The 17629-nt window shown below is 68.6% G+C and carries 16 protein-coding genes and 1 riboswitch; of the genes, 9 read left to right on the top strand and 7 right to left on the bottom strand.

Annotated elements, in window-relative coordinates; all coding sequences use genetic code 11:
• The first annotated feature begins 114 nt into the window (after positions 1 to 114).
• A complete protein-coding gene (locus CYFUS_RS46225) occupies positions 115 to 1617 on the top strand; it encodes a delta-60 repeat domain-containing protein (protein ID WP_198316366.1) in 1503 nt (500 codons plus the stop codon).
• A gap of 90 nt (positions 1618 to 1707) precedes the next feature.
• Here CYFUS_RS46225 and CYFUS_RS46220 read toward each other — a convergent pair whose 3' ends face one another.
• Complete coding sequence (locus CYFUS_RS46220) at positions 1708 to 2940, bottom strand: GON domain-containing protein (RefSeq protein ID WP_198316365.1); 1233 nt, start codon at positions 2938 to 2940, stop codon at positions 1708 to 1710.
• Between the two features lie 170 nt (positions 2941 to 3110).
• Here CYFUS_RS46220 and CYFUS_RS46215 point away from each other — a divergent pair, with 170 nt between their 5' ends.
• Both CYFUS_RS46215 and CYFUS_RS46210 read left to right on the top strand, forming a co-directional pair.
• A complete protein-coding gene (locus CYFUS_RS46215) occupies positions 3111 to 3680 on the top strand; it encodes a sigma-70 family RNA polymerase sigma factor (RefSeq protein ID WP_095991041.1) in 570 nt (189 codons plus the stop codon).
• 8 nt (positions 3681 to 3688) lie between these two features.
• The gene (locus CYFUS_RS46210; RefSeq protein ID WP_157759051.1) at positions 3689 to 5311 is read left to right on the top strand and encodes a serine/threonine-protein kinase; all 1623 of its coding nucleotides are present in this window, start codon (positions 3689 to 3691) and stop codon (positions 5309 to 5311) included.
• A gap of 535 nt (positions 5312 to 5846) precedes the next feature.
• On the opposite strand, the gene CYFUS_RS53595 is transcribed toward CYFUS_RS46210, so the two are convergent.
• From CYFUS_RS53595 to CYFUS_RS53580, 6 genes are all read right to left on the bottom strand, one after another.
• On the bottom strand, positions 5847 to 6431 hold the full coding sequence (locus tag CYFUS_RS53595) for a hypothetical protein (protein ID WP_232537198.1): 585 nt from the start codon (positions 6429 to 6431) through the stop codon (positions 5847 to 5849).
• Positions 6432 to 6938: 507 nt separating this feature from the next.
• Positions 6939 to 7217 carry an MBL fold metallo-hydrolase gene (locus CYFUS_RS53590; RefSeq protein ID WP_232537197.1) on the bottom strand — a complete coding sequence of 93 codons (279 nt, stop codon included), beginning with the start codon at positions 7215 to 7217 and terminating at the stop codon, positions 6939 to 6941.
• Between the two features lie 622 nt (positions 7218 to 7839).
• The gene (locus tag CYFUS_RS46200; protein WP_095991039.1) at positions 7840 to 8112 is read right to left on the bottom strand and encodes a hypothetical protein; all 273 of its coding nucleotides are present in this window, start codon (positions 8110 to 8112) and stop codon (positions 7840 to 7842) included.
• A 46-nt stretch (positions 8113 to 8158) separates the two neighbouring features.
• The gene (locus CYFUS_RS46195; RefSeq protein ID WP_157759050.1) at positions 8159 to 9133 is read right to left on the bottom strand and encodes a class I SAM-dependent methyltransferase; all 975 of its coding nucleotides are present in this window, start codon (positions 9131 to 9133) and stop codon (positions 8159 to 8161) included.
• Between the two features lie 513 nt (positions 9134 to 9646).
• On the bottom strand, positions 9647 to 9997 hold the full coding sequence (locus CYFUS_RS53585) for a ComEA family DNA-binding protein (RefSeq protein WP_232537196.1): 351 nt from the start codon (positions 9995 to 9997) through the stop codon (positions 9647 to 9649).
• The gene (locus CYFUS_RS53580) at positions 9994 to 10251 is read right to left on the bottom strand and encodes a hypothetical protein (protein WP_095991036.1); all 258 of its coding nucleotides are present in this window, start codon (positions 10249 to 10251) and stop codon (positions 9994 to 9996) included. The genes CYFUS_RS53585 and CYFUS_RS53580 overlap by 4 nt, the downstream gene beginning before the upstream one ends.
• Positions 10252 to 10523: 272 nt before the next feature.
• Here CYFUS_RS53580 and CYFUS_RS46180 point away from each other — a divergent pair, with 272 nt between their 5' ends.
• From CYFUS_RS46180 to CYFUS_RS46155, 6 genes are all read left to right on the top strand, one after another.
• Entirely contained in the window at positions 10524 to 11090 is a 567-nt protein-coding gene (locus CYFUS_RS46180; protein WP_157759048.1) for an FHA domain-containing protein, read from the top strand.
• Positions 11091 to 11144: 54 nt separating this feature from the next.
• Positions 11145 to 13094: a TonB-dependent receptor plug domain-containing protein gene (locus CYFUS_RS46175; RefSeq protein ID WP_095991034.1), complete on the top strand. Its 1950-nt coding sequence runs from the start codon at positions 11145 to 11147 to the stop codon at positions 13092 to 13094.
• Positions 13091 to 14659: an MXAN_6577-like cysteine-rich protein gene (locus CYFUS_RS46170; RefSeq protein ID WP_095991033.1), complete on the top strand. Its 1569-nt coding sequence runs from the start codon at positions 13091 to 13093 to the stop codon at positions 14657 to 14659. The genes CYFUS_RS46175 and CYFUS_RS46170 overlap by 4 nt, the downstream gene beginning before the upstream one ends.
• A gap of 84 nt (positions 14660 to 14743) precedes the next feature.
• Positions 14744 to 14965, top strand: a riboswitch (cobalamin riboswitch).
• Positions 14966 to 15108: 143 nt separating this feature from the next.
• Positions 15109 to 16437: a hypothetical protein gene (locus tag CYFUS_RS46165; protein WP_095991032.1), complete on the top strand. Its 1329-nt coding sequence runs from the start codon at positions 15109 to 15111 to the stop codon at positions 16435 to 16437.
• A complete protein-coding gene (locus CYFUS_RS46160; RefSeq protein ID WP_095991031.1) occupies positions 16434 to 17132 on the top strand; it encodes a cell surface protein in 699 nt (232 codons plus the stop codon). Before CYFUS_RS46165 ends, CYFUS_RS46160 begins: the two co-directional genes overlap by 4 nt.
• Positions 17129 to 17620, top strand: a complete 492-nt coding sequence (locus CYFUS_RS46155) for a ubiquinol-cytochrome c reductase iron-sulfur subunit (RefSeq protein ID WP_095991030.1) — start codon at positions 17129 to 17131, stop codon at positions 17618 to 17620. The genes CYFUS_RS46160 and CYFUS_RS46155 overlap by 4 nt, the downstream gene beginning before the upstream one ends.
• The last annotated feature ends 9 nt before the right edge of the window (positions 17621 to 17629 follow it).

The following is a 17629-nucleotide window of genomic DNA, read 5'->3' as shown; positions in this document are numbered from 1 at the left end:
ATAAACCGCGCGCCGGGCGATTCTCCGGAGGGCTCAGGGCTGGAGACCCTCCGCTATAGTTGGGGCATGTGGAGACGTCTCCTGTGGTTCTGGCCGCTGGTCCTCGCCATCCCCGTGGCCATTGGCGTGGTGATCCACACCAACCAAAGCACCGACCGGTCGGGCGGTGGAGGTTGGCTGGTGACGGGCCTGTTCTCCTATACGCTCTACTACTTCGCGCTCACCTGGCCGGTGTGGTTGGTGCGCATGTCCCAGACACGCAGGATGGTCATCAGCTCGCTCGTGCCTGGGGTCCTCCTGCTCATCCTGGCCGTGCTGCCCCTGCCCCGAAGAGTCCCCTTCCTGGATGTCACGGTGCGCGTGGCGTCCTTCGGCGTGTGGTTCATGCCCGGGGAGGCCCTCTACGGCAAGCTGACGGGGTTCGCGTTCGCCTCGCCCTGCGAGGTTTCCCTGTGGGAAGCTGGCCAGCATGGGTTCAGCACGGAAGTCCTGGGGGTCACGTACCAGCCCGATGGCAGGATCCTCATCCAAGGCTTCATCTCCAAGGAAGGAACACGGAAGAACGGCATGAAGCTCTCCCGGCTCCTGCCGGATGGGAGCATCGATCCCACCTTCAAGGGACAGGATCGCTGCTCGAGCCTCACGCCCACGCATCCAGGCCACGTCTGGCTTCAGTCGGATGGAAAAATCCTCCTGGGATCAGGGTCGATCTCCAGCTCTCCGAATCACAAGGACGAGCTGGCCCTGATCGTCAGCCCGGAGGGAGAAGAACTCCGCCGGGTGTCCATCCCCAATCTCCCGGCCGAGCAGCACGTTGAGGGCCTGGTCGCGGAGGTCCAGCTCCAGTCGGATGGCGGGCTGCTGATGTATGGAGGCTTCCGTCGTGAGGCGGATTCCAAGTCCGGGAGCCCCATCCTGCGGATCACTCCCGAGGGACTGCCAGACCTGTCTTCATGGAGGGAGATGCCAGAGCTGGGTGTGGCCGATTCCATTCCCGGCGCAATCGGTGCCGATGGGCGACGTTTCATCGTCGCCGACAATCCCGAATATGCGGAGTCTCTCCTCCCGGCTGTCTACTCCATCAGCGCTGAAGGGCAGCCTGATGAGGTCTTTCATGAGCGGCTTTTGGGGATGCAGCGCGAGAAGGAGTTGCGCCAGGCAACAGCCCTGGCTGTTCAGGCGGACGGAAAGCTCGTCACCGCTTTTGTGACGGGTGAGGCTCGTTCCGAGGTGATGCGTCTGAACCCTGACGGAACCCTGGACGACACCTTCCAGCGGGAGGAGCTTCCCTTCGAAGCCAACCACCTGAGCGCTCTTGCGGACGGAGGCTTCATCGTCGCCCGAGTGGGTCTCTTGAACGCGTTCGAAGAACGGACTCCAGTGGTGCTGGCACGCCTGGACTCGAACGGGCGGGTCGACAGGGCGGTCGCCGAGCGTTTCCGTTCGGCGTTCGCCGCGCAAGGGATCTCGAGCATTCTCAAGCTCACGGTGGGGCCCAACGGCACCGTGCTTCTCTATCGCTTCGCGCCTGCCTCGGCTGGCGGAAAGACGTTCCACCAGCTTGTTCAGCTTCTGCCAGACGGCAGCCTGGACACCGGCTTTCATCCGCCGCTTTAGGGGTTGGCAGGTCGCTGCCGAGAAGCGCCTCCGAGGACGGGGACCTTGCTGAAGGCGGAGCTCCCGAGGACCCCGCCAACCCAGCTCCACCTACTGGTAGAAGTAGCGCACGGTCAAGGCACCGTCGACGGTGGTGGAGCCGCAGTAGCCACCGCCCGACACATCGACGACCTGGTCATGCGAGGACCTGGTGGAGCCGCCAGCGGCGTACCAGCCGTCCGTCTTCCACGTCGCGCTCACGGCGAAGGGCAGCCCGCGCAGGTCCACGTTGGCCCGGCCCGTCGAGGAGTCGTACGTGACGCAGTCTCCCGCCTCGCCATAGGCTGCGTAGTACTTGTTCCACCCCGGGATGCTTCCGGTGGACGTGGCGAACCGGGCGTCGTTCACGTCGAGCGTCATCGCCACCGGATCCAACCGGACCTTGGCCCACCTGGTGGAGACCGACGTTCCATCCACCTCGAGGTACTGGGAGAAGTTGCTGCCGCTTCCGATGGCCCGCAGGGTCAGATAGGTATTGCCGCTGCTGTGGCAGTAGGCGAGGTAGGGCTTGCTGGGGTCCAGGCCGAGGTACAGCGTGTAGTCCTGGTTCAGGGTCCCCCCCGCGGCCGCCACGGTGGCGCAGGAGTCATAGCCCACGTAGCGCACGGTCAAGGCACCGTCGACGGTGGTGGAGCCGCAGTAGCCACCGCCCGACACGTCGACGACCTGGTCATGCGAGGACCTGGTGGAGCCGCCAGCGGCGTACCAGCCGTCCGTCTTCCACGTCGCGCTCACGGCGAAGGGCAGCCCGCGCAGGTCCACGTTGGCCCGGCCCGTCGAGGAGTCGTACGTGACGCAGTCTCCCGCCTCGCCATAGGCCGCGTAGTACTTGTTCCACCCCGGGATGCTTCCGGTGGACGTGGTGAACCGGGCGTCGTTCACGTCGAGCGTCATCGCCACCGGATCCAACCGGACCTTGGCCCACCTGGTGGAGACCGACGTTCCATCCACCTCGAGGTACTGGGAGAAGTTGCGGCCGCCTCCGGTCGGCAGGTTCAGATAGGTGTCACCGTCGGCATCGCACCAGGCGATGAAGGGCTTGCGGAGGTCTCCGTTCACGAACAGCGTGTAGTTGCGCTCCATGGGCTGCCCCACGGCCTTCAGTCTGGCGCAGGAGTCGGCGGTCAGCGCCATGGCCTGGATGCCCACTTCGTCCAGCACCTCTTCCTCTTTCTGTCCCTGCTGTTCGTTGGAGGGTCCGCACGCGCCGAGCACCAGGCCTCCGGCGAGTACAGTCACGGCCAGGTAACGGCGGGTGGAATTCTCATGGATGGAAATCATCATCGGGTCTCCCTTTCGTGGGTGTGGAGCAGGTTCTTCCTGCGTCCCGCCCATCCATCCGCAGGCCGGGAAAAAGACCCGACATGGGTCCGCTCATTTTTTTCGGTGACCTCTGGCTGCCACGTGGTCTCGCTCCTACCCACTGCCTTGCTCTTTTGAGAGATTCACGGGTCATGGCACGCGACGTCACGCAACTCCTGGAGGACGCCGGCCGCGGCGAGGAGCGCGCCGCCGGGGAACTGTTCCCCATCGTCTATGACGAACTGCGCCGGGTCGCCGCGGCGCAGATGGCCCACCTCCGGCCCGGGCAGACGCTCCAGCCCACCGCCCTCGTCCACGAGGCCTATCTCAAGCTCGTCCGGCGCAGTGATCCCGGCTGGAGCGGTCGTGCCCACTTCTTCGGCGCCGCGGCCCAGGCCATGCGCGAGCTCATCGTCGACCACGTGCGCCGCAAGGCCGCGCACAAGCGGGGTGGTGGGCAGCCGGGCGAGGCGCTCGAGGCGGCCTTCGAGGTCGCCGCGGAGGGCCTGCCCACCGAGGACGTGCTCGCCGTCGATGCCGCGCTCGGGCAGCTCGAGGCCGAGCATCCGCGCAAGGCCCGTGTCGTGCTCATGCGCTACTTCGGCGGCCTGTCCGAGGAGGAGATCGCCCAGGCGCTCGGGGTCACCCCCCGTACCATCGAGCGCGAATGGCGTTTCGCCCGCGCCTGGTTGCACGAACGGCTCTCGGCCTCGAAGGAGTGAGCGTGGCGGTGGATCCCAGAAGGCTCGAGGAGCTGTTCGACGCCCTGGTCGACCTGGAGCCCGCGGACGCGGCGCGGCGGCTCGACGAGTCCTGCGCGGGCGACGTCGCGCTCCGTGAGGCGGTGGAGAAGCTCCTCGTCCACGACCGTGCGGCGGGAGCGGGCTTCCTCGCGCATCCACCCGCCGTGCTGGCCGAGGCGGTCCTCGCGCGGGAGCCCTCCGTGGTCACCCATCCAGAGGAGTCCGCCGGGCTCGGGCGATTCGCCGTCATCCGCAAGCTGGGTGAGGGTGGAATGGGCACCGTCTACATGGGATATGACGCGCTGCTGGACCGGCGCGTGGCGCTCAAGCTGCTCCAACGGGACACGGTCGCGCGGGAGTGGCTCCTGCGCGAGGCCCAGGCGCTCGCGCGGCTCTCGCACCCGAACGTCGTCGCCGTTCACGAGGTGTCCGAGCACGAGGGCCGGGTCTTCATCGCGATGGAGTTCGTCGATGGCCAGAACCTGCGGGAGTGGCTCGCGGGCGCGGTGCGCTCCGTTCCGGAGGTGCTGGCGATGCTGGCGCAGGCCGGCCGGGGCCTCGCTGCCGCACACGAGGCCGGACTCGTGCATCGTGATTTCAAACCCGAGAACGTGCTCGTCGGCAAGGACGGGCGGGCGCGGGTCGCCGACTTTGGCATCGCCGCGCTCGCGGTGCGCCCCGGCGAGGGCTCCTGGAGCGTTGCTTCCCCCGGGGAGGAGCGGCGGCCCGGCGCGAGTCCGAGTGCTCTCGCGAGTCCTCTGACACACCGGGGCACCTTGATGGGCACGCCCTCGTACATGGCGCCGGAGCTGTTCCTGGGCGAGCGGGCGACACCCGCGAGCGATCAGTTCGCGTTCTGTGTCGCGCTCTACACCGCGGTGTACGGGGCGCCGCCCTTCGCCGGAGAGGATCTCTCCGCCCTGTCCCGGAGCGTGCTCGACGGCCAGTTCCGGCTACCCCCCGTGCGCCCGGGCATTCCCGGGTGGCTCGCGCTCATCCTCCGTCGGGGCCTCGCGAGAGAGCCGGCCGAGCGCTTTCCGTCCATGGCGGCGCTCATCGCCGCGCTCGAGGAGCACCTCGCGAGCCTTCCCGTGCGGGATCCGGAAGTGGTGCGGCGGGAGCGGTTGAGCATCGCCGGTATCTGCATCGTCTTCATCCTTGGATTCTGCGCCACCGTCCTCGCCCGCCTCGGCACGCGGCTCGAGCCGGGTCCCAGGGATCTCTTCTTCATTCCCGTGGGGATGATCGTCGCCTCGATCGTTGCCAACGTGGTGTTCCGCGAGCGGATCTCCAGGCTCGCTCCTGGCAGGCGGTCCGCCAGGCTCTTCCTGGTTGTCGGTCCCACGCTCCTCGCGCACCGGATGCTCGCGCTCCGGTTTGGCATCGCGCCGCTCCATATCGTCGCGGTGGATCAACTGTTCCTCGCGGCGATCTTTGGTGTCGCGGGGCTCACGCTGGACTGGGCGCTCGCGGCGTTCGCGGTCATCGCGCTCGCCGGCGCCTGCGTCGACGCCTACGTGCCCGAACGGGCTGGGGCCGTGTTCGTGGTGACATGGCTGCTCGCCATGCCGCTGGCCCTGCTGCGCTGGGCGCTCCGGGAGCCGGCCTGAGGGTGGCAAGCGTTCCAGATCCAGGGCTGGCATCTGGAGGGGGCCCGCGGGGAGGACATAGCGCCGCATTCCAACGGCATGTTTCCATTGCACGGTGGCCTCCCCCAAGCGAGGGCAGGGCCTGAGCGCCATGTTGAAGCACCTGGAGTTGCCCACGCGGCCTGTGCAGTGGGCTGCAGCGCAGGGGCGAGACCTGGTGGGTCTGGGTGGTCCCGGTCACGGCGAGCGCGCTTCCCGCCTGGGCGAGGTTCTCGGTCGTCGGTCCGGCCAACTCCGTCCTCGTCGTACCCGGCTCCTCGCCGCCACAGGCGGGCAGCAGGGACAGACCAACAATCGCCAGACTCTTCCAGGGCATCCTCGTCATGGTGTTCTCCAAAGCCAGATGGCTGGCGAGGCGTTCATCGCCTCGACGTGGAGAACTGTGCCTGAGAGGGTTGGCGAGGGCCGTGATCCGTCTCACTGCGTTCGTGTGAATGCAATCACATTCGTCGGCTGGGGGTGATGGCGCCTTGCGTGGAGAGGGACGCAGCCGAGGCTACGCATCGAGCGGCGGCGGAAGACCCTTGAGGGCGAAATAGACCCGCTTCGCCGCTCCATAGAACTTCGCGTCTTTGGGGACCATCGTCCGGAAGCAGTCGGACGCCTGGTTCTCGAGCTGGTGCAGCAGGAAGTTCCTGGGCTGCCGGCGGAGGTACTCGGCGAAGTACTTCACGACCTCGACCTTCGAGTATGCGCGCCCGTTGTCCGCGTACTTGGCGACAACCGGCGTGAACCACGGGTACAGGCTGTCCATCCCATGCAGCGTGGTCTTCATGAAGTTGCCGATCAGCAGATCGTCGAAGACCTCGTACTCGACCGCGGTCATCAACGAGCCCCGTGGCGCTTCGAAGGTGACACCGTACTTCGAGCGCTTGTCGTTCAGATCGACGGTGAAGTCACGCCCCCCCACTCGCAAGCGCACGAAGCCGAGCTTGCTGGCCAGCGCCTGCATGTTCTTGAAGTAGGCGGCGATCTTCTTGCGATCTTCCTGGCCGAGCGGTTCGCTCCAGTCGTCGCCGAACTCCCCGGGCTCGCGGGGCCTCCTGTCCGAGGGGGGGCGGCCGGAGCTCGAGCACCGCACCCGTCTCACAATCCACCCGAACGAAGGGGGACAACACCTCGGCGCCAGGCAGGTCGAAGCCTTCGGCGTACGCGTCGATGGGCGTGGTGTAGGCCTCCGCCCAGAGACTGTCCTGGCGGCGGTAGCAGTGGAATGAGCTGAAGGGAATGAAGTAGCGCGCATTGTACCGACGCATGGGACCGACCAGTGTCCGGCCCACCGGGTACTTCTTCGCGGCCCAGGGCTCGATGCGTTCCCCGTCCTCCGTGAACAGGTTGAGCATGTCCGCGTCGCCGTAACCGCTCAGCTTCAGGAGGAAGTTCCCCTCATACTGGGAGGCCACCCGCGCGACCTCCGCAGCCCAGCCATGATCGACCGCGTCATTGAGATTGATGACGAGTCGATTGCCAATCTTCACCAGCAGGATGGAGTCCTGGAAATAGTCCGTCATGCACATCACTTCGATGTTTTTGGAGATGCGCGTTCAGGTTCGCTCCGGGAGGATGGTGACGTTGAACCCCTGGGCCCTCAGCGCCTCGTAGATGCGGCTGCCCACATGATCGCCCAGGAGGACTTCTTGCCGGAGAGCGCGGGCAGCGAGTCGCCGTTCAGATGGTCTGGATGGCCATGTGAAAACCAGACGTATTCGCACTCCTGGATGTGGCTCCGTTGCTCCGGTGGAATGGAGTAGCTCAGCCCCCAGCTCCCGAAGTAGGCGGTATCACTGAGCCACGGATCCGTGACCAGCTTTGGTTTGCCATCAAAGGCGATGAGTGTGGCATTCCCAATGGTCTCGAATCCAAGCATGAGTCTTTCCCCCCACTCCACGGCCAGAATGGACGGGGACTCTATCCTTGATGAGCAGAGCCCGAATCAGCCCACCGAGGTGAGGGAGCCGTTCGAGAGCAGATGCTTCGCGAATGAAGTGCCCCCCCTTGCACCAGACACCCGCCTGGCTTCCTTCACGTACGCCAAAACCCTTCGTTATCGACTGACGCGCTCAGAACAAGATGGAAGGCAGGGCGGCGCCGGGGCTGGCATACTTGACGGCACCCGACGGGGTGCGCGCCATGTTGAAGCACCTGGAGTTGCCCACGCGGCCTGCGCAGTTGGCTGCAGCGCAGGGGCCATCCACGTTCGTTCTCTTGCATCGTTGAAAGGTCCACTTCATGAAGAGCATTTTCGCTGGCGTGAGCATGTTGATGTTGGGAGCGGCCCTCGTGGTTGGGTGTGGTGGCCCCGAGGTCTCGCTGGAGGAGACACAGACCTCTGCCCCCACGCAGACCTCGGCTCCCGAGAATCCAACCACCACTTTGGAGGTGCCCTCGCCCTGGACGGACGGACAGACCGGCGCGGGGAAGGTGGGGGAAACGGGCGTCTGTTGTTACGTCAAGTGCTCGAAGTGGCATGGCCCGTTCAAGCAGGTCGTCTACGACAACTGCGCGCAACCATGCTTCGCATCGTAATCCTCGTGGATGCTGTCGGTGCGCAGGTTCCCCTGCGCATCCAGCCAGGCATATTCGGCATCCACGGAGGGAGCCTCGATGTCCTGAGCCCGGTGATGGTCGTAGACGAACCCGACCGTGGCGTAGCCCCGCAGGAGCATGGGCTTGATGAGAGTGTGAAGCGGGTGGGTTTCCTTCAACTCGAGCAGTCTTCGCCGGAGCACGTCGGGGTGGGAGTCGTCGTGAGGAGAGGGCATGGTCTGGGGAGTGTTCGTGTGAGAGGGGGGAGTGCGAAACTCGAACTTAGAGCACCATCGCGGTGGCGAAGCCGCCCCAGGCGCGCTTCCCCTCCGTCTCTTTCCCGAGGGTCTGGTGCTCGCCGAGTGAGAGTCCGCAAGACCGGAGCAGCTCGGTGAGGCGCTCGCTCAACGGTGGACTGCAATCCACGCCGAATTTCAGCGTTTCACCGCTGGCCTGGGTCGTTGCTCTCGCCATACGCCAGTAGAGCGCCCGCGATTCGAGCGGCTCGGTCGTGAAATAGTCGAACGCGACGACGCTCCCCCGGGCGGTGCTGGCGATCTTGCGCAGGGTGTCCTCGACGGCTTGCCTCTCCAGGTACATGGTCACGCCCTCCCACAGGAAGAGCGCGGGCCTGCCGGCGTCGAACCCCGCGTCCTCGAGCCGCTCGAGCCAGTCCTCCTTCTCGAAGTCCGCGGAGACGAACGTGACTCGGGCCGATTCGATTCCGGCCTTCTCCACCATCTCCCGCTTGAGCGCCTGGGTCTTCGGCATGTCGACCTCGAAAGCGCGGACCCTCCCGTCCTTGGGAAGCCTGAAGGCGCGCGTGTCGAAACCCGCTCCCAGGATGACGAACTGGTCGAAGTCCGCGAGGTATCGGTCCACGGCGGCGTCGAAGAACGGGATCCGGGCGGAGGCCTGGTATCGTGGGGGCACCTCGCCCTCGAAGGGGTATCTGAAGGCCCTGGGCACGTAGCCCGTCAGCCGGTGGGCGAACAGCATGGGGCCCGCCGCGAGGCGTGGGCCCAGGGGAGGCACACCGGGCAGGAACTTCATCAACAGATCCGCCGGCTCGTCCTTCCGGGTCCCCAGGTGGTGCTCGAGCCAGCGTGCGGACAGGGGGCCCTGCGCCGTTGTCGATACACCCGATCCGCGCCGGACGAAGAGACCGCCGGTCCAGAGGACGTAGCCGAGCAGCGTCACGGGGGACAGAAGAACGTTGAGGCTGGAGAAGACGCTCGCCGCGATGAGACGACGCATATGAACGGCTCCTTTCCTGACTGCGGGAACGGACAGGTGCGTGGAGCATAGGCGCACTGGGGGCCTTGTTGAGGGGGCGGGCTGGTGCAAAGGGGTCGAGGAGGGCCGCTGCCGGAGCGAGCAAGGCCGAGCGCCGCTCCGGTGCAGGCCAATCTCGCGACAGTTCCTTGGCCAGCAGTGGGCCGCGAGGGCGCTCAGCCACACATTTCCCTCAACCCTGCCAGGGGCTGCCGCCGTCACGGCCTCCCGCGAGTCGCGGTGCCGGTGCGGCCGCTCCGCACTGTCGGGCTTGGGCGGGGAGGCTCGGGCGAGCGAAGACGCCTCGCTCAAGCTTCCGTCTACCACGGTCCCCGTGGCCTCGCGCGGCGTGTAGTGCAGGCTCATCCCCCGGCCAGGCGGTGGCCTCCGTGAGGCACAGGCGTTGGACATCAGGGCCAGGGCGAGCCGACATGGCCGTGACCGAGACGGCCGAGGCGCTGCCCGCGCCTCGTGCCCACCGGCCCTGCGCCGCGCTCAGCCCTTGCCGGGCTCCTGCTCACGCACGCGCTCGGCCTTGAGCGTCGTGGTGCCCTGGAGTGTCAGGTAGGGCTTGAGCTGGAGGAAGCGCTTCTTGCCGAAGCCCTTCACCCGCACCAGCTCCTCCACGCGCTTGAAGGGCCGCTTCTCCCGGAAGGCGATGATGCGCTGGGCGGCCTTGGCTCCCACGCTCGGCAGCGCGTCCAACTGCTCGCGCGTCGCCTCGTTCAGGTTCACCTGGCCCGTGTACCGGGTGCGCCACTTCGCGCCCGCCGCCTCCGCGTCCGCCGCCCCGAGCACCCCCACCAGTGCGAGCACCACCGCGCACCAGCCCGCTCGCCTGCTCACGAGTGGCCCCCCGCCGCCGACAGCGCGTCCAGTCCACCCTCCACGCCGTAGCGTCCGCCCCCGCCCGTTCCCGCCGAGTCCTTCTTGTCCGCCGCCTCGCGCACGTGCAGCTTGCCGTCCAGCGGCAGCACGTCCAGCAACACGTTGAGTGAGCCGTCCTTGTTCACGAACGCGCTGCCCGCGCGCACCCAGATGCTCCCGCCCTTGCCCTCGCGGATGGAGAACACCGCCAACCGCTTTCCCGCCGTCAACATCGTCTGATCCTTTGTCCTGCTCCCGCGCCTGGAGTGGCACGGTCCCTCGCCCCACAGCAGCGGTCATGCCAGCGCGGCCCACCTCGGAGGACACCCGCGCGAGGTGTACACGCCGGCTTCTTCCATCCCGGCGTTTGGACGGAGCCGGCGCGCGCTCCCTCCCTCTGGAGTGCCGCTGTGTGCTCCCGCGTCCCACCGCGTCATGGGGGCTAGCGCGGTTGAAAACCGTGCACATCTTGGTGCCCTCGCCACATGCGCTGGAGGCAGGAACCGTGCACCTGAAGTTCTCCACCCTCGCGTCGCAGTTCCTGGATGATCCCCAGTCCGTGCGGCGCGCGGTGTGCTGGCCGGTGCTGGTGTGGGAGGCTACTCCCGTGGGCGTGGGTCCTGCCTTTTCCCGCAGGACGATGACGGGGCTGTCGCTGCGCCGTCCCACGGTCGCCGAGCCGCTGGTGCTCGAGGTGCGCAGGCGCTCGCATGTGGTGACGCCCTCCACGGGCATCGTCCTGGGCCGCACGCTCGACAGCGACATCATGGTGGAGGACCCCACCGTGTCGCGCGTGCACGCCTCCTTCAACGAGGAGGCGCAGACGGGCATGTGGTACGTCTCCGACAGCGGCAGCCACAACGGCACCTGGCAGGATGGCACCCTGCTCATCCCCGGCCGGCCGTCGCCCCTCTTCGAGCGGGCCTCGCTGTGCTTCGGGGACGTGATGGCCACCTTCCTCCAGTTCTCCGCCTTCAATCAGTTCATTCTCGACTGGTTGGCACGTCACTCGCGCGCCACGCCCACCCCCGTGCCCGAGAGCTTCTTGACGCGCCACGGGGAAGCCCCCTAGGAAAGGCACGCCCCTGGGGGCCCATGCCGGGCCCTCGTGCGGGAAGGCGGGCCCATGCGGTGGTCTTCCCTCGCCGGGTGTCTGGTACTCGGCACGAGCGCGTCCGTCCTCGCCCAGCCTCCCGAGGCTCCTGGAGGCGAGCCCTTCCGCGTTCCCATCGTCGAGGTGGAGGAGGCGCGTCCCGTCTCCGAGCCCGCGGACTCCGCCTCGCGGCGTGATCCCAGCGGGGCCCTGACGGTGATCGACGGGGAGGAGGGCGCGGGCGCGGCGCGTGACACCGCGGCGCTGCTGTCCACCGCGCCCGGGGTCGTGGTGCAGGACTCGGGCGGCTACGGACAGAGCAAGGGCGTGGTGGTGCGCGGGGCGTCCTCGAATGGGACGCTGGTGCTGCTCGATGGCATTCCGCTCAATGGGGCCGGAGGCATCGCGGACGTGTCGCGCGTGCCCGTGGCGCTGGCCGAGCGCATCGAGGTGCTGCGCGGCGGCGCCGGAGCGCGCTACGGCTCGGGAGGCCTCGGCGGCGTCATCAACATCATCACCCGCCGCCCAGGTGAGAGCGCGCGCGTGGCGGGTGAGCTGTCGTATGGGAGCTGGGACACGGCGGTGGGCTGGTTGTCCGCCACGGGGCCGATCGCGGGCAACGAGGTGCTGCTGCTGCTCCATGGCGGCCTGTCGCGTGGGAACTTCCGCTACCTCTTCGATCCGAGCCCCACGCTGCCCGGGGACGCGCTCGTGGAGTCGCGGCGCGCGAACAACGATGCCCACGGCGCGGGGGGACTGCTGCGGCTGCGGCGCGAGCTGGGTGGCGGTTTCTCCGTGGACGCGCTGGGCGAGCTGTCCCTCGACGGGCGTGGGCTCGCGGGCACCGCGCAGAATCCGAGCGTGGATGCGCGGCAGTCCGCGCGTCGGGGCTCGGCGACGGTGCGGCTCGCGGGCGTGTTGCCGGGAGGCGGGAGCGTGGAGGCGCGCGCGTACTACCGGCGGGACTGGCTGGCGCTCGACGGAGGAATGTGGAGCGGGGTGTCGGCGCAGGTGCAACAGGTGGGCGGCGTGGAGGCGGAGGGGCGCAAGCGGTGGGGGCGGCACGCGCTGTCCGCGCTGGTGGGCGTGGGAGGCGAGGCCGTGTCCGCCGCGGAGACGGCCGCGGCCTCCGGTGGCGAGCCCGCGTGGTTCCGCGCGAGTGTCATGGCGATGGACGAGGTGCGGGCATGGGACGAGCGCCTGACGATCGCGCCCTCGATGCGCGTGGAGCGGGCGGGGCCCTACACGTTGTGGTCGCCGAAGCTGGGTGCCTCGCTGCTGCTGCCCGCGGGACTCGAGCTGCGGGCCAACGCGGGACGGGCCCACCGCGCGCCGTCCTTCCTGGAGTTGTACGTGCGCCAGGGCACGCTCCTGCCCAACCCGGCGTTGCGCCCCGAGAGCGCGCTGTACGCGGACGCGGCGGTGGTGCACCGCACGGAGGTGTCCTCCGCCTCGGTGGGGGGGTACGCGAGCCTCTATGAGGATCTCATCTCCTACGAGGCCTATCCGCCCGGAGCGGCCCGGCCCTACAACTTCGTCCGGGCGCGCGTGGTGGGGCTCGAGGCCGAGGGCGAGTGGCGGCCCCATCCGTTCCTCTCGGGCGCGTTGAGCTACACGCTCACCGTGTCGAATGATCTGCAACGCGACGGGCGCTTCTACCTGCGCGAACTGCCCTACCGGCCCCGGCACAAGCTGTTCGCGCGGGTGCTGGCTGGTCCCCGGTGGCTCACGGGGCGCGTGGAGGTGCTGGCCCAGTCGGCCCACGCGCTGTCGCGGGACGGGGTGCTGACCCTGCCCGGTCGGGCCTTCGTCCACACGGGAGTGTCCAGCACCTTCGGCTCGCGCCCGGAGCTCACCGTGTCCCTCGAGGTTCGCAACCTGCTCGACGCGCGCGTCGAGGACTTCGTGGGCTATCCCCTGCCGGGCCGCGCCGTGTACGTGTCCGTGTCGGGCGCGTTCGAGCCGGGAAGGAAGACGCCATGACGCCGATGCGATGCGGAGGGCTGGTCCTCGCGGTGTTCCTGTCCCTCGTATTGGCGGGGTGTCCGGACGAGGGGCCGCTGTGTGCCGAGGGCCTGAGCGCCTGCGGAAATGAGTGCGTGGATCTCTCCAGCTCCTCGTCCCAGTGTGGTGCGTGCGGGGTGGCCTGTTCCGCCACGCAGCAGTGTGTCGAGGGAGCCTGCCAGTGCCGGGCGGGGGCGGCGCTGTGCGGCGGGGAGTGTGTCGTGACGGCGTCGGACCCGGCGCACTGTGGCGGGTGCGCGGGCGCGGGTGGCGTGGCGTGTGGCCCCGAGCAGGTGTGCGAGCGGGGCGAGTGCAAGGTCGCGTGTACCCTGGCGTCCTCCTCGCTCTGTGGGCGCTCGTGTGTGGACGTGCGGACGGATGCCTTCCATTGCGGCGCCTGCGGGAGCGTGTGCGCGGACGCGCGGAGCTGTCACGGGGGCCTGTGCACGGATGATGTCGTCGCCGCGTGTTTCAACACCGGGCAGGTGGTGGGCATCCAGGCGGGAGCGGACGTGCGGGGGCCCGCGGTGCGGGTGGGCACGAGCCCCGTGTCCCTCGCGCCCATGCAGGACGTGCTGCTCGTGGTGGATGTGTCCTCGCGGCTGCTCCAGGCCCGGCTCTCCGACTACGGCGAGCTGCCCGCGCGCACCCAGACCGGACAGGTCCCCAATCAGGTGCTCGTGCGCGAGCCCTTCGTCTTCGTCCTCAACTCCACGAGCAACACGTTGCAGGTGCTGCGGCGCGACGGCGAGCCCGCTCCGGGTCCGGGCCCCCGCTTCCCCACGGGCATTCCCCTCACCAACGTGGGCAGTGTGAACTTCGGCGCCAACACCAACCCGTATGCCTTCACGCTCGAGGGGCCGGACGCGTATGTCACGCTCCTCGGCAATCTCCAGGGGGACGCGTCCGCGGGAGGCCGGGTGGTGCGCGTCTCGGTGGCGGAGCCCACCGCGCCCGTCATCACGGACACCTTCGTGCTGCCCTCGGGCGAGGCCCTGCGCCCCTTCCCTGGCCGCACCACGCTCCCCGCGCCCGCGGGCATCACCTCGCTCCAGGGCCGGGTGTACGCCGCGCTGGGCAACCTGGATGCGCGCAGCTACTCCGCCGGAGGCCCCGGGTTCCTCGCCCGGATCGATTCGGGCACTCGCGCGGTGGAGCTGCTCGCGCTGGGCGAGGCATGTCTCAATCCCTTCTGGGTGCTCCCCGTGGGCGAACGGCTGCTCGTGAGCTGTGGCGGCGCCGCCACCTATGACGTCGACTTCAACCTCACGGACGTCCGGGGCACGGGCCTGGTGCTGCTCGGCGCGGAGGGCCGCGTGCTGGACTCGCTCGCGCTGGGTTGTCCGGAAGCGACGTCGTGTCCGCTGCCCTCGGCGGGACGCTTCGCCGTGGTGGGCTCTCGGGCCTACGTGGGCGACAACAACGCGGGTCGCGTCTTCGTCATCGAGGTCGTGGGCGACACGCTCGTGGCGCGCAAGGAATTGGCCATCTGTCCCCGAAGCTCGGGCCCCTCGCTCGTCAGTGATGTCATCGCTCTACCGTGAGCGGTCCTGATGGGTGTGTTGTGTTGCGCTCGCGGCGCCACGCGTCACGGATAACCGATTTGACAAAGGTGCCTCCGCGACCCTATCCCCGCTGCCGTCCTTGGTTCTTCCACCGGGTGGTGGAGGCTTGAGGGAATCCGGTGCGACTCCGGGACTGCCCCGCAGCGGTGAACGGGAACGAACGCTGTCAGAAGGCACTGGCCCTCCGGCGAGGGCTGGGAAGCGACGGCCGGTAGGAAGGGGGGCTCTGTCGAGAGCCGCCCATGCCCGTGAGTCCGAAGACCTGCCAGGGACCCGTGCCAGTGGGCACGGACCATACCGATGCTTCCGAGGGGGGGCGCGGATGAGTTCTCGTGTGCGTCCTCTCACGGGCCGCGCCCGAGCGCTCATTTCGCATCCACTCCCGTCGTGAAGCCGTTGTGCCCGAGGGGGCAAGGAGCAGGACGCGGATGATGACGGAGATGAAGAAGTCGCGCTCGCTGAGCCAGGTCGTGATGGCGGTGGGGGCCGTGGCGTTCGGATGGATGGTGACGGGTTGCAGTGGTCCGGAGTGCGTGGATCGCTTCGACTGCCAGAACAGCAAGGGCGCCCCGCCGGAGGGCAAGCAGTACGTGTGCGAGGCCGACACCTGCGTGGTGAAGGACGTCGCTCCTCCGAATCCCGGGAACGGTTCGGACGCGGGGACGGACGCGGGGACGGAGCCCGGGCCAGATGCGGGGACGGACGCGGGGACGGAGCCCGAGCCGGACGCGGGGACGGACGCGGGGACCACGTGCGCGGATCTGCCGCATGACGCGCAGCTCGGTACCCTGCAACTCCAGCCGGGCTTCACCGTCGTCGAGTCCGCCCCTCTGCCCGAGAGCATCGGCGCCATCACGGCGGTGGCGGGTGCCGCGGGCTCGTACACGCTGTACGGTGTGAACTCGGACGACAGTGTCTACGCGCTCGGCACCTGGCCGAGTGTCGCGGCCAGCACCACGCCTCTCTACCCCATCGTCCCCGCCGATGTGACGCAGACCGCCTATGTCAACGGCTACCTCGTCAACGATGGTGTCCGCTTGATGGGGGGCTATACCCTGGGTGACTTCTCCGGCAAGGTGGCCATCCACGATCTGGCGTCCACCACGTCCACGTACGTCTCCGCGGCTGGCAACTTCTCCGCCGTGGGTCTGGATGGAGCCTTCCTCATCAATGGGTTGGGCCTGGAGGGCGTGAGCGGCACGGGCCTTGGTGTCTATGCCGTGAAGACGCAGAGCACCCCCTTCCAGATGTCGAAGCTGGCCACGTTCCCGAGCACGGGGAGCTTCAGCGGTTTCTCCGCGCTGGCGACGAACAAGATCGTCGCCCTCGGCTATGCGTACTCCACGCCCACGCCGGACAACGAGTACGCCTCCACCAATGCCCTGCGCGCGGTGTCCCCCGACACGTACACGCCCGCCCTGACGGCGGGGACGACCCTGGACCTGTCCGGCGCCAACATGCCCGAGGTCTACTCGGGGCTCGACCTGCGTGATGCCGCTGGCTTCGGGGCGGGAGTGGCGCTCAAGCGCAGCTCCGGCTCCGCCGACTTCACGAACACCCGCGACGTCGCTCGCATCGCGCTGACCCCCACGCAGGATGGGCTGGGCGTCACCGTGGGGCAGCTCCAGCAGGTGCTCACCCAGGCCAACACCTGCACCAAGGTGGTGACGATGGCTCCCCTGGCCGAGGACCTGCTCGTCGGCGTGCAGGACAAGAACGGCCGCCGGCTCGTGCGTCTCCACGTGGGGACGCCGTGAGTCGCTCGCTCGTTGCCCGCATGTCCAGGGGCACCTGGCTCCTCCTTCCCGTGCTCGCCGCGGGCTGTGGGGAGCCGTCCCTCCAGGACGAGCCCCAGACTCTCGCGGCGTGCCCGGCGCAGCCCCAGCCCTTCGCCGATCGGGTGGCGTCCTACTCGTTCGGCCCGAACGCGGGCTTTGGTCAGGATACCTTCCCCGGCATCGTGCTCGGGCCTCCCCATGGAGAGGGGGCGAGCTCGGGCTCGCTGGATGTCCTCTCCCTGGGTCGCGGGGGGGAAATCGTCCTCGAGTTCACCGACATCGGCGTGGTGGACGGTCCTGGCGTGGACCTGCTCGTCTTCGAGAACGCCTTCAACAGCCCCATCGGTCCCTTCGTGGAGCGGGGCATCGTCGCGGTGAGCGAGGATGGCCAGACGTGGCACGAGTTCCCCTGCGCCTCCACGGACGCGGCGGGAGGGTATCCCGGTTGCGCGGGCATCAAGCCCGTGTACTCCTCGCCGACCAATGGCGTGAGTGCCACGGATCCCTCGGTGGCGGGGGGTGATGGCTTCGACCTCGCCACCCTGGGGGTGCCCCGGGCCCGCTTCGTCCGCGTGCGCGACGCGGGGAACAACCCCAATGGCTCCCCCTCCTCGGGGTTCGACCTGGACGCGGTCGCCGTGGTGAACGGCTACGCTCTCTGCCAGACGCCATGACGCGACCGCTCCCTCCTCCCACGGCGCTCCCCCGCCGGCGCGTGCTGGGCTCGCTCGTCCAGGGAACCTGTGCCCTGGCGGCCCTGTGCGCCGGGTGTGGCCCGCGGGAGGGGGAGGGCGACTCCGACGCCGTGGCGTGTGGCGTCACGCCCGGCTCCGCCGCCGAGGGCTGGGTGGAGGTGCGGCTCGCCGACCACCCGGAATTGCGCGAGCCGGGGGGCTCGGTGGTGGTGCGGGTGCCCGAGGCGCTGCTCGACGTGGTGGTGATTCACACCGCGTCGGGCTGCTTCGTCACTGTCTGGCACATCTGCTCCCATGGGGACTGTCTGGTGGCCTACAAGCCCGGCGAGTCGCTCCTCGAGTGTCCGTGCCACGGCTCGCGCTTCGGGGAGGACGGCCGGGTGCTGCGCGGTCCCGCCACCCGTCCCCTGAAGACCTTCGCGACGGCCCGGGTGGGCGAGTCGGTGTGGATCTCCCGGGCGCGCTGATCGTGTAGG

This window comes from Cystobacter fuscus (assembly GCF_002305875.1).
Classification (GTDB): Bacteria; Myxococcota; Myxococcia; order Myxococcales; family Myxococcaceae; genus Cystobacter; species Cystobacter fuscus_A.
Note: the sequence above shows the minus strand (reverse complement) of the source record. Positions and strands in the feature narration are given on the sequence as shown.

Bases quoted from the DNA above. Each gene is read 5' to 3' on its own strand.
- CYFUS_RS53580 (WP_095991036.1), bottom strand. From the start codon at position 10,251: ATGTTGACGGCGGGAAAGCGGTTGGCGGTGTTCTCCATCCGCGAGGGC.
- CYFUS_RS46165 (WP_095991032.1), top strand. From the start codon at position 15,109: ATGATGACGGAGATGAAGAAGTCGCGCTCGCTGAGCCAGGTCGTGATG.
- CYFUS_RS46195 (WP_157759050.1), bottom strand. From the start codon at position 9,133: ATGCGTCGTCTCATCGCGGCGAGCGTCTTCTCCAGCCTCAACGTTCTT.
- CYFUS_RS46215 (WP_095991041.1), top strand. From the start codon at position 3,111: ATGGCACGCGACGTCACGCAACTCCTGGAGGACGCCGGCCGCGGCGAG.
- CYFUS_RS46220 (WP_198316365.1), bottom strand. From the start codon at position 2,940: ATGATGATTTCCATCCATGAGAATTCCACCCGCCGTTACCTGGCCGTG.
- CYFUS_RS53590 (WP_232537197.1), bottom strand. From the start codon at position 7,217: ATGCTTGGATTCGAGACCATTGGGAATGCCACACTCATCGCCTTTGAT.
- CYFUS_RS46200 (WP_095991039.1), bottom strand. From the start codon at position 8,112: ATGCCCTCTCCTCACGACGACTCCCACCCCGACGTGCTCCGGCGAAGA.
- CYFUS_RS46170 (WP_095991033.1), top strand. From the start codon at position 13,091: ATGACGCCGATGCGATGCGGAGGGCTGGTCCTCGCGGTGTTCCTGTCC.
- CYFUS_RS46155 (WP_095991030.1), top strand. From the start codon at position 17,129: ATGACGCGACCGCTCCCTCCTCCCACGGCGCTCCCCCGCCGGCGCGTG.
- CYFUS_RS46175 (WP_095991034.1), top strand. From the start codon at position 11,145: ATGCGGTGGTCTTCCCTCGCCGGGTGTCTGGTACTCGGCACGAGCGCG.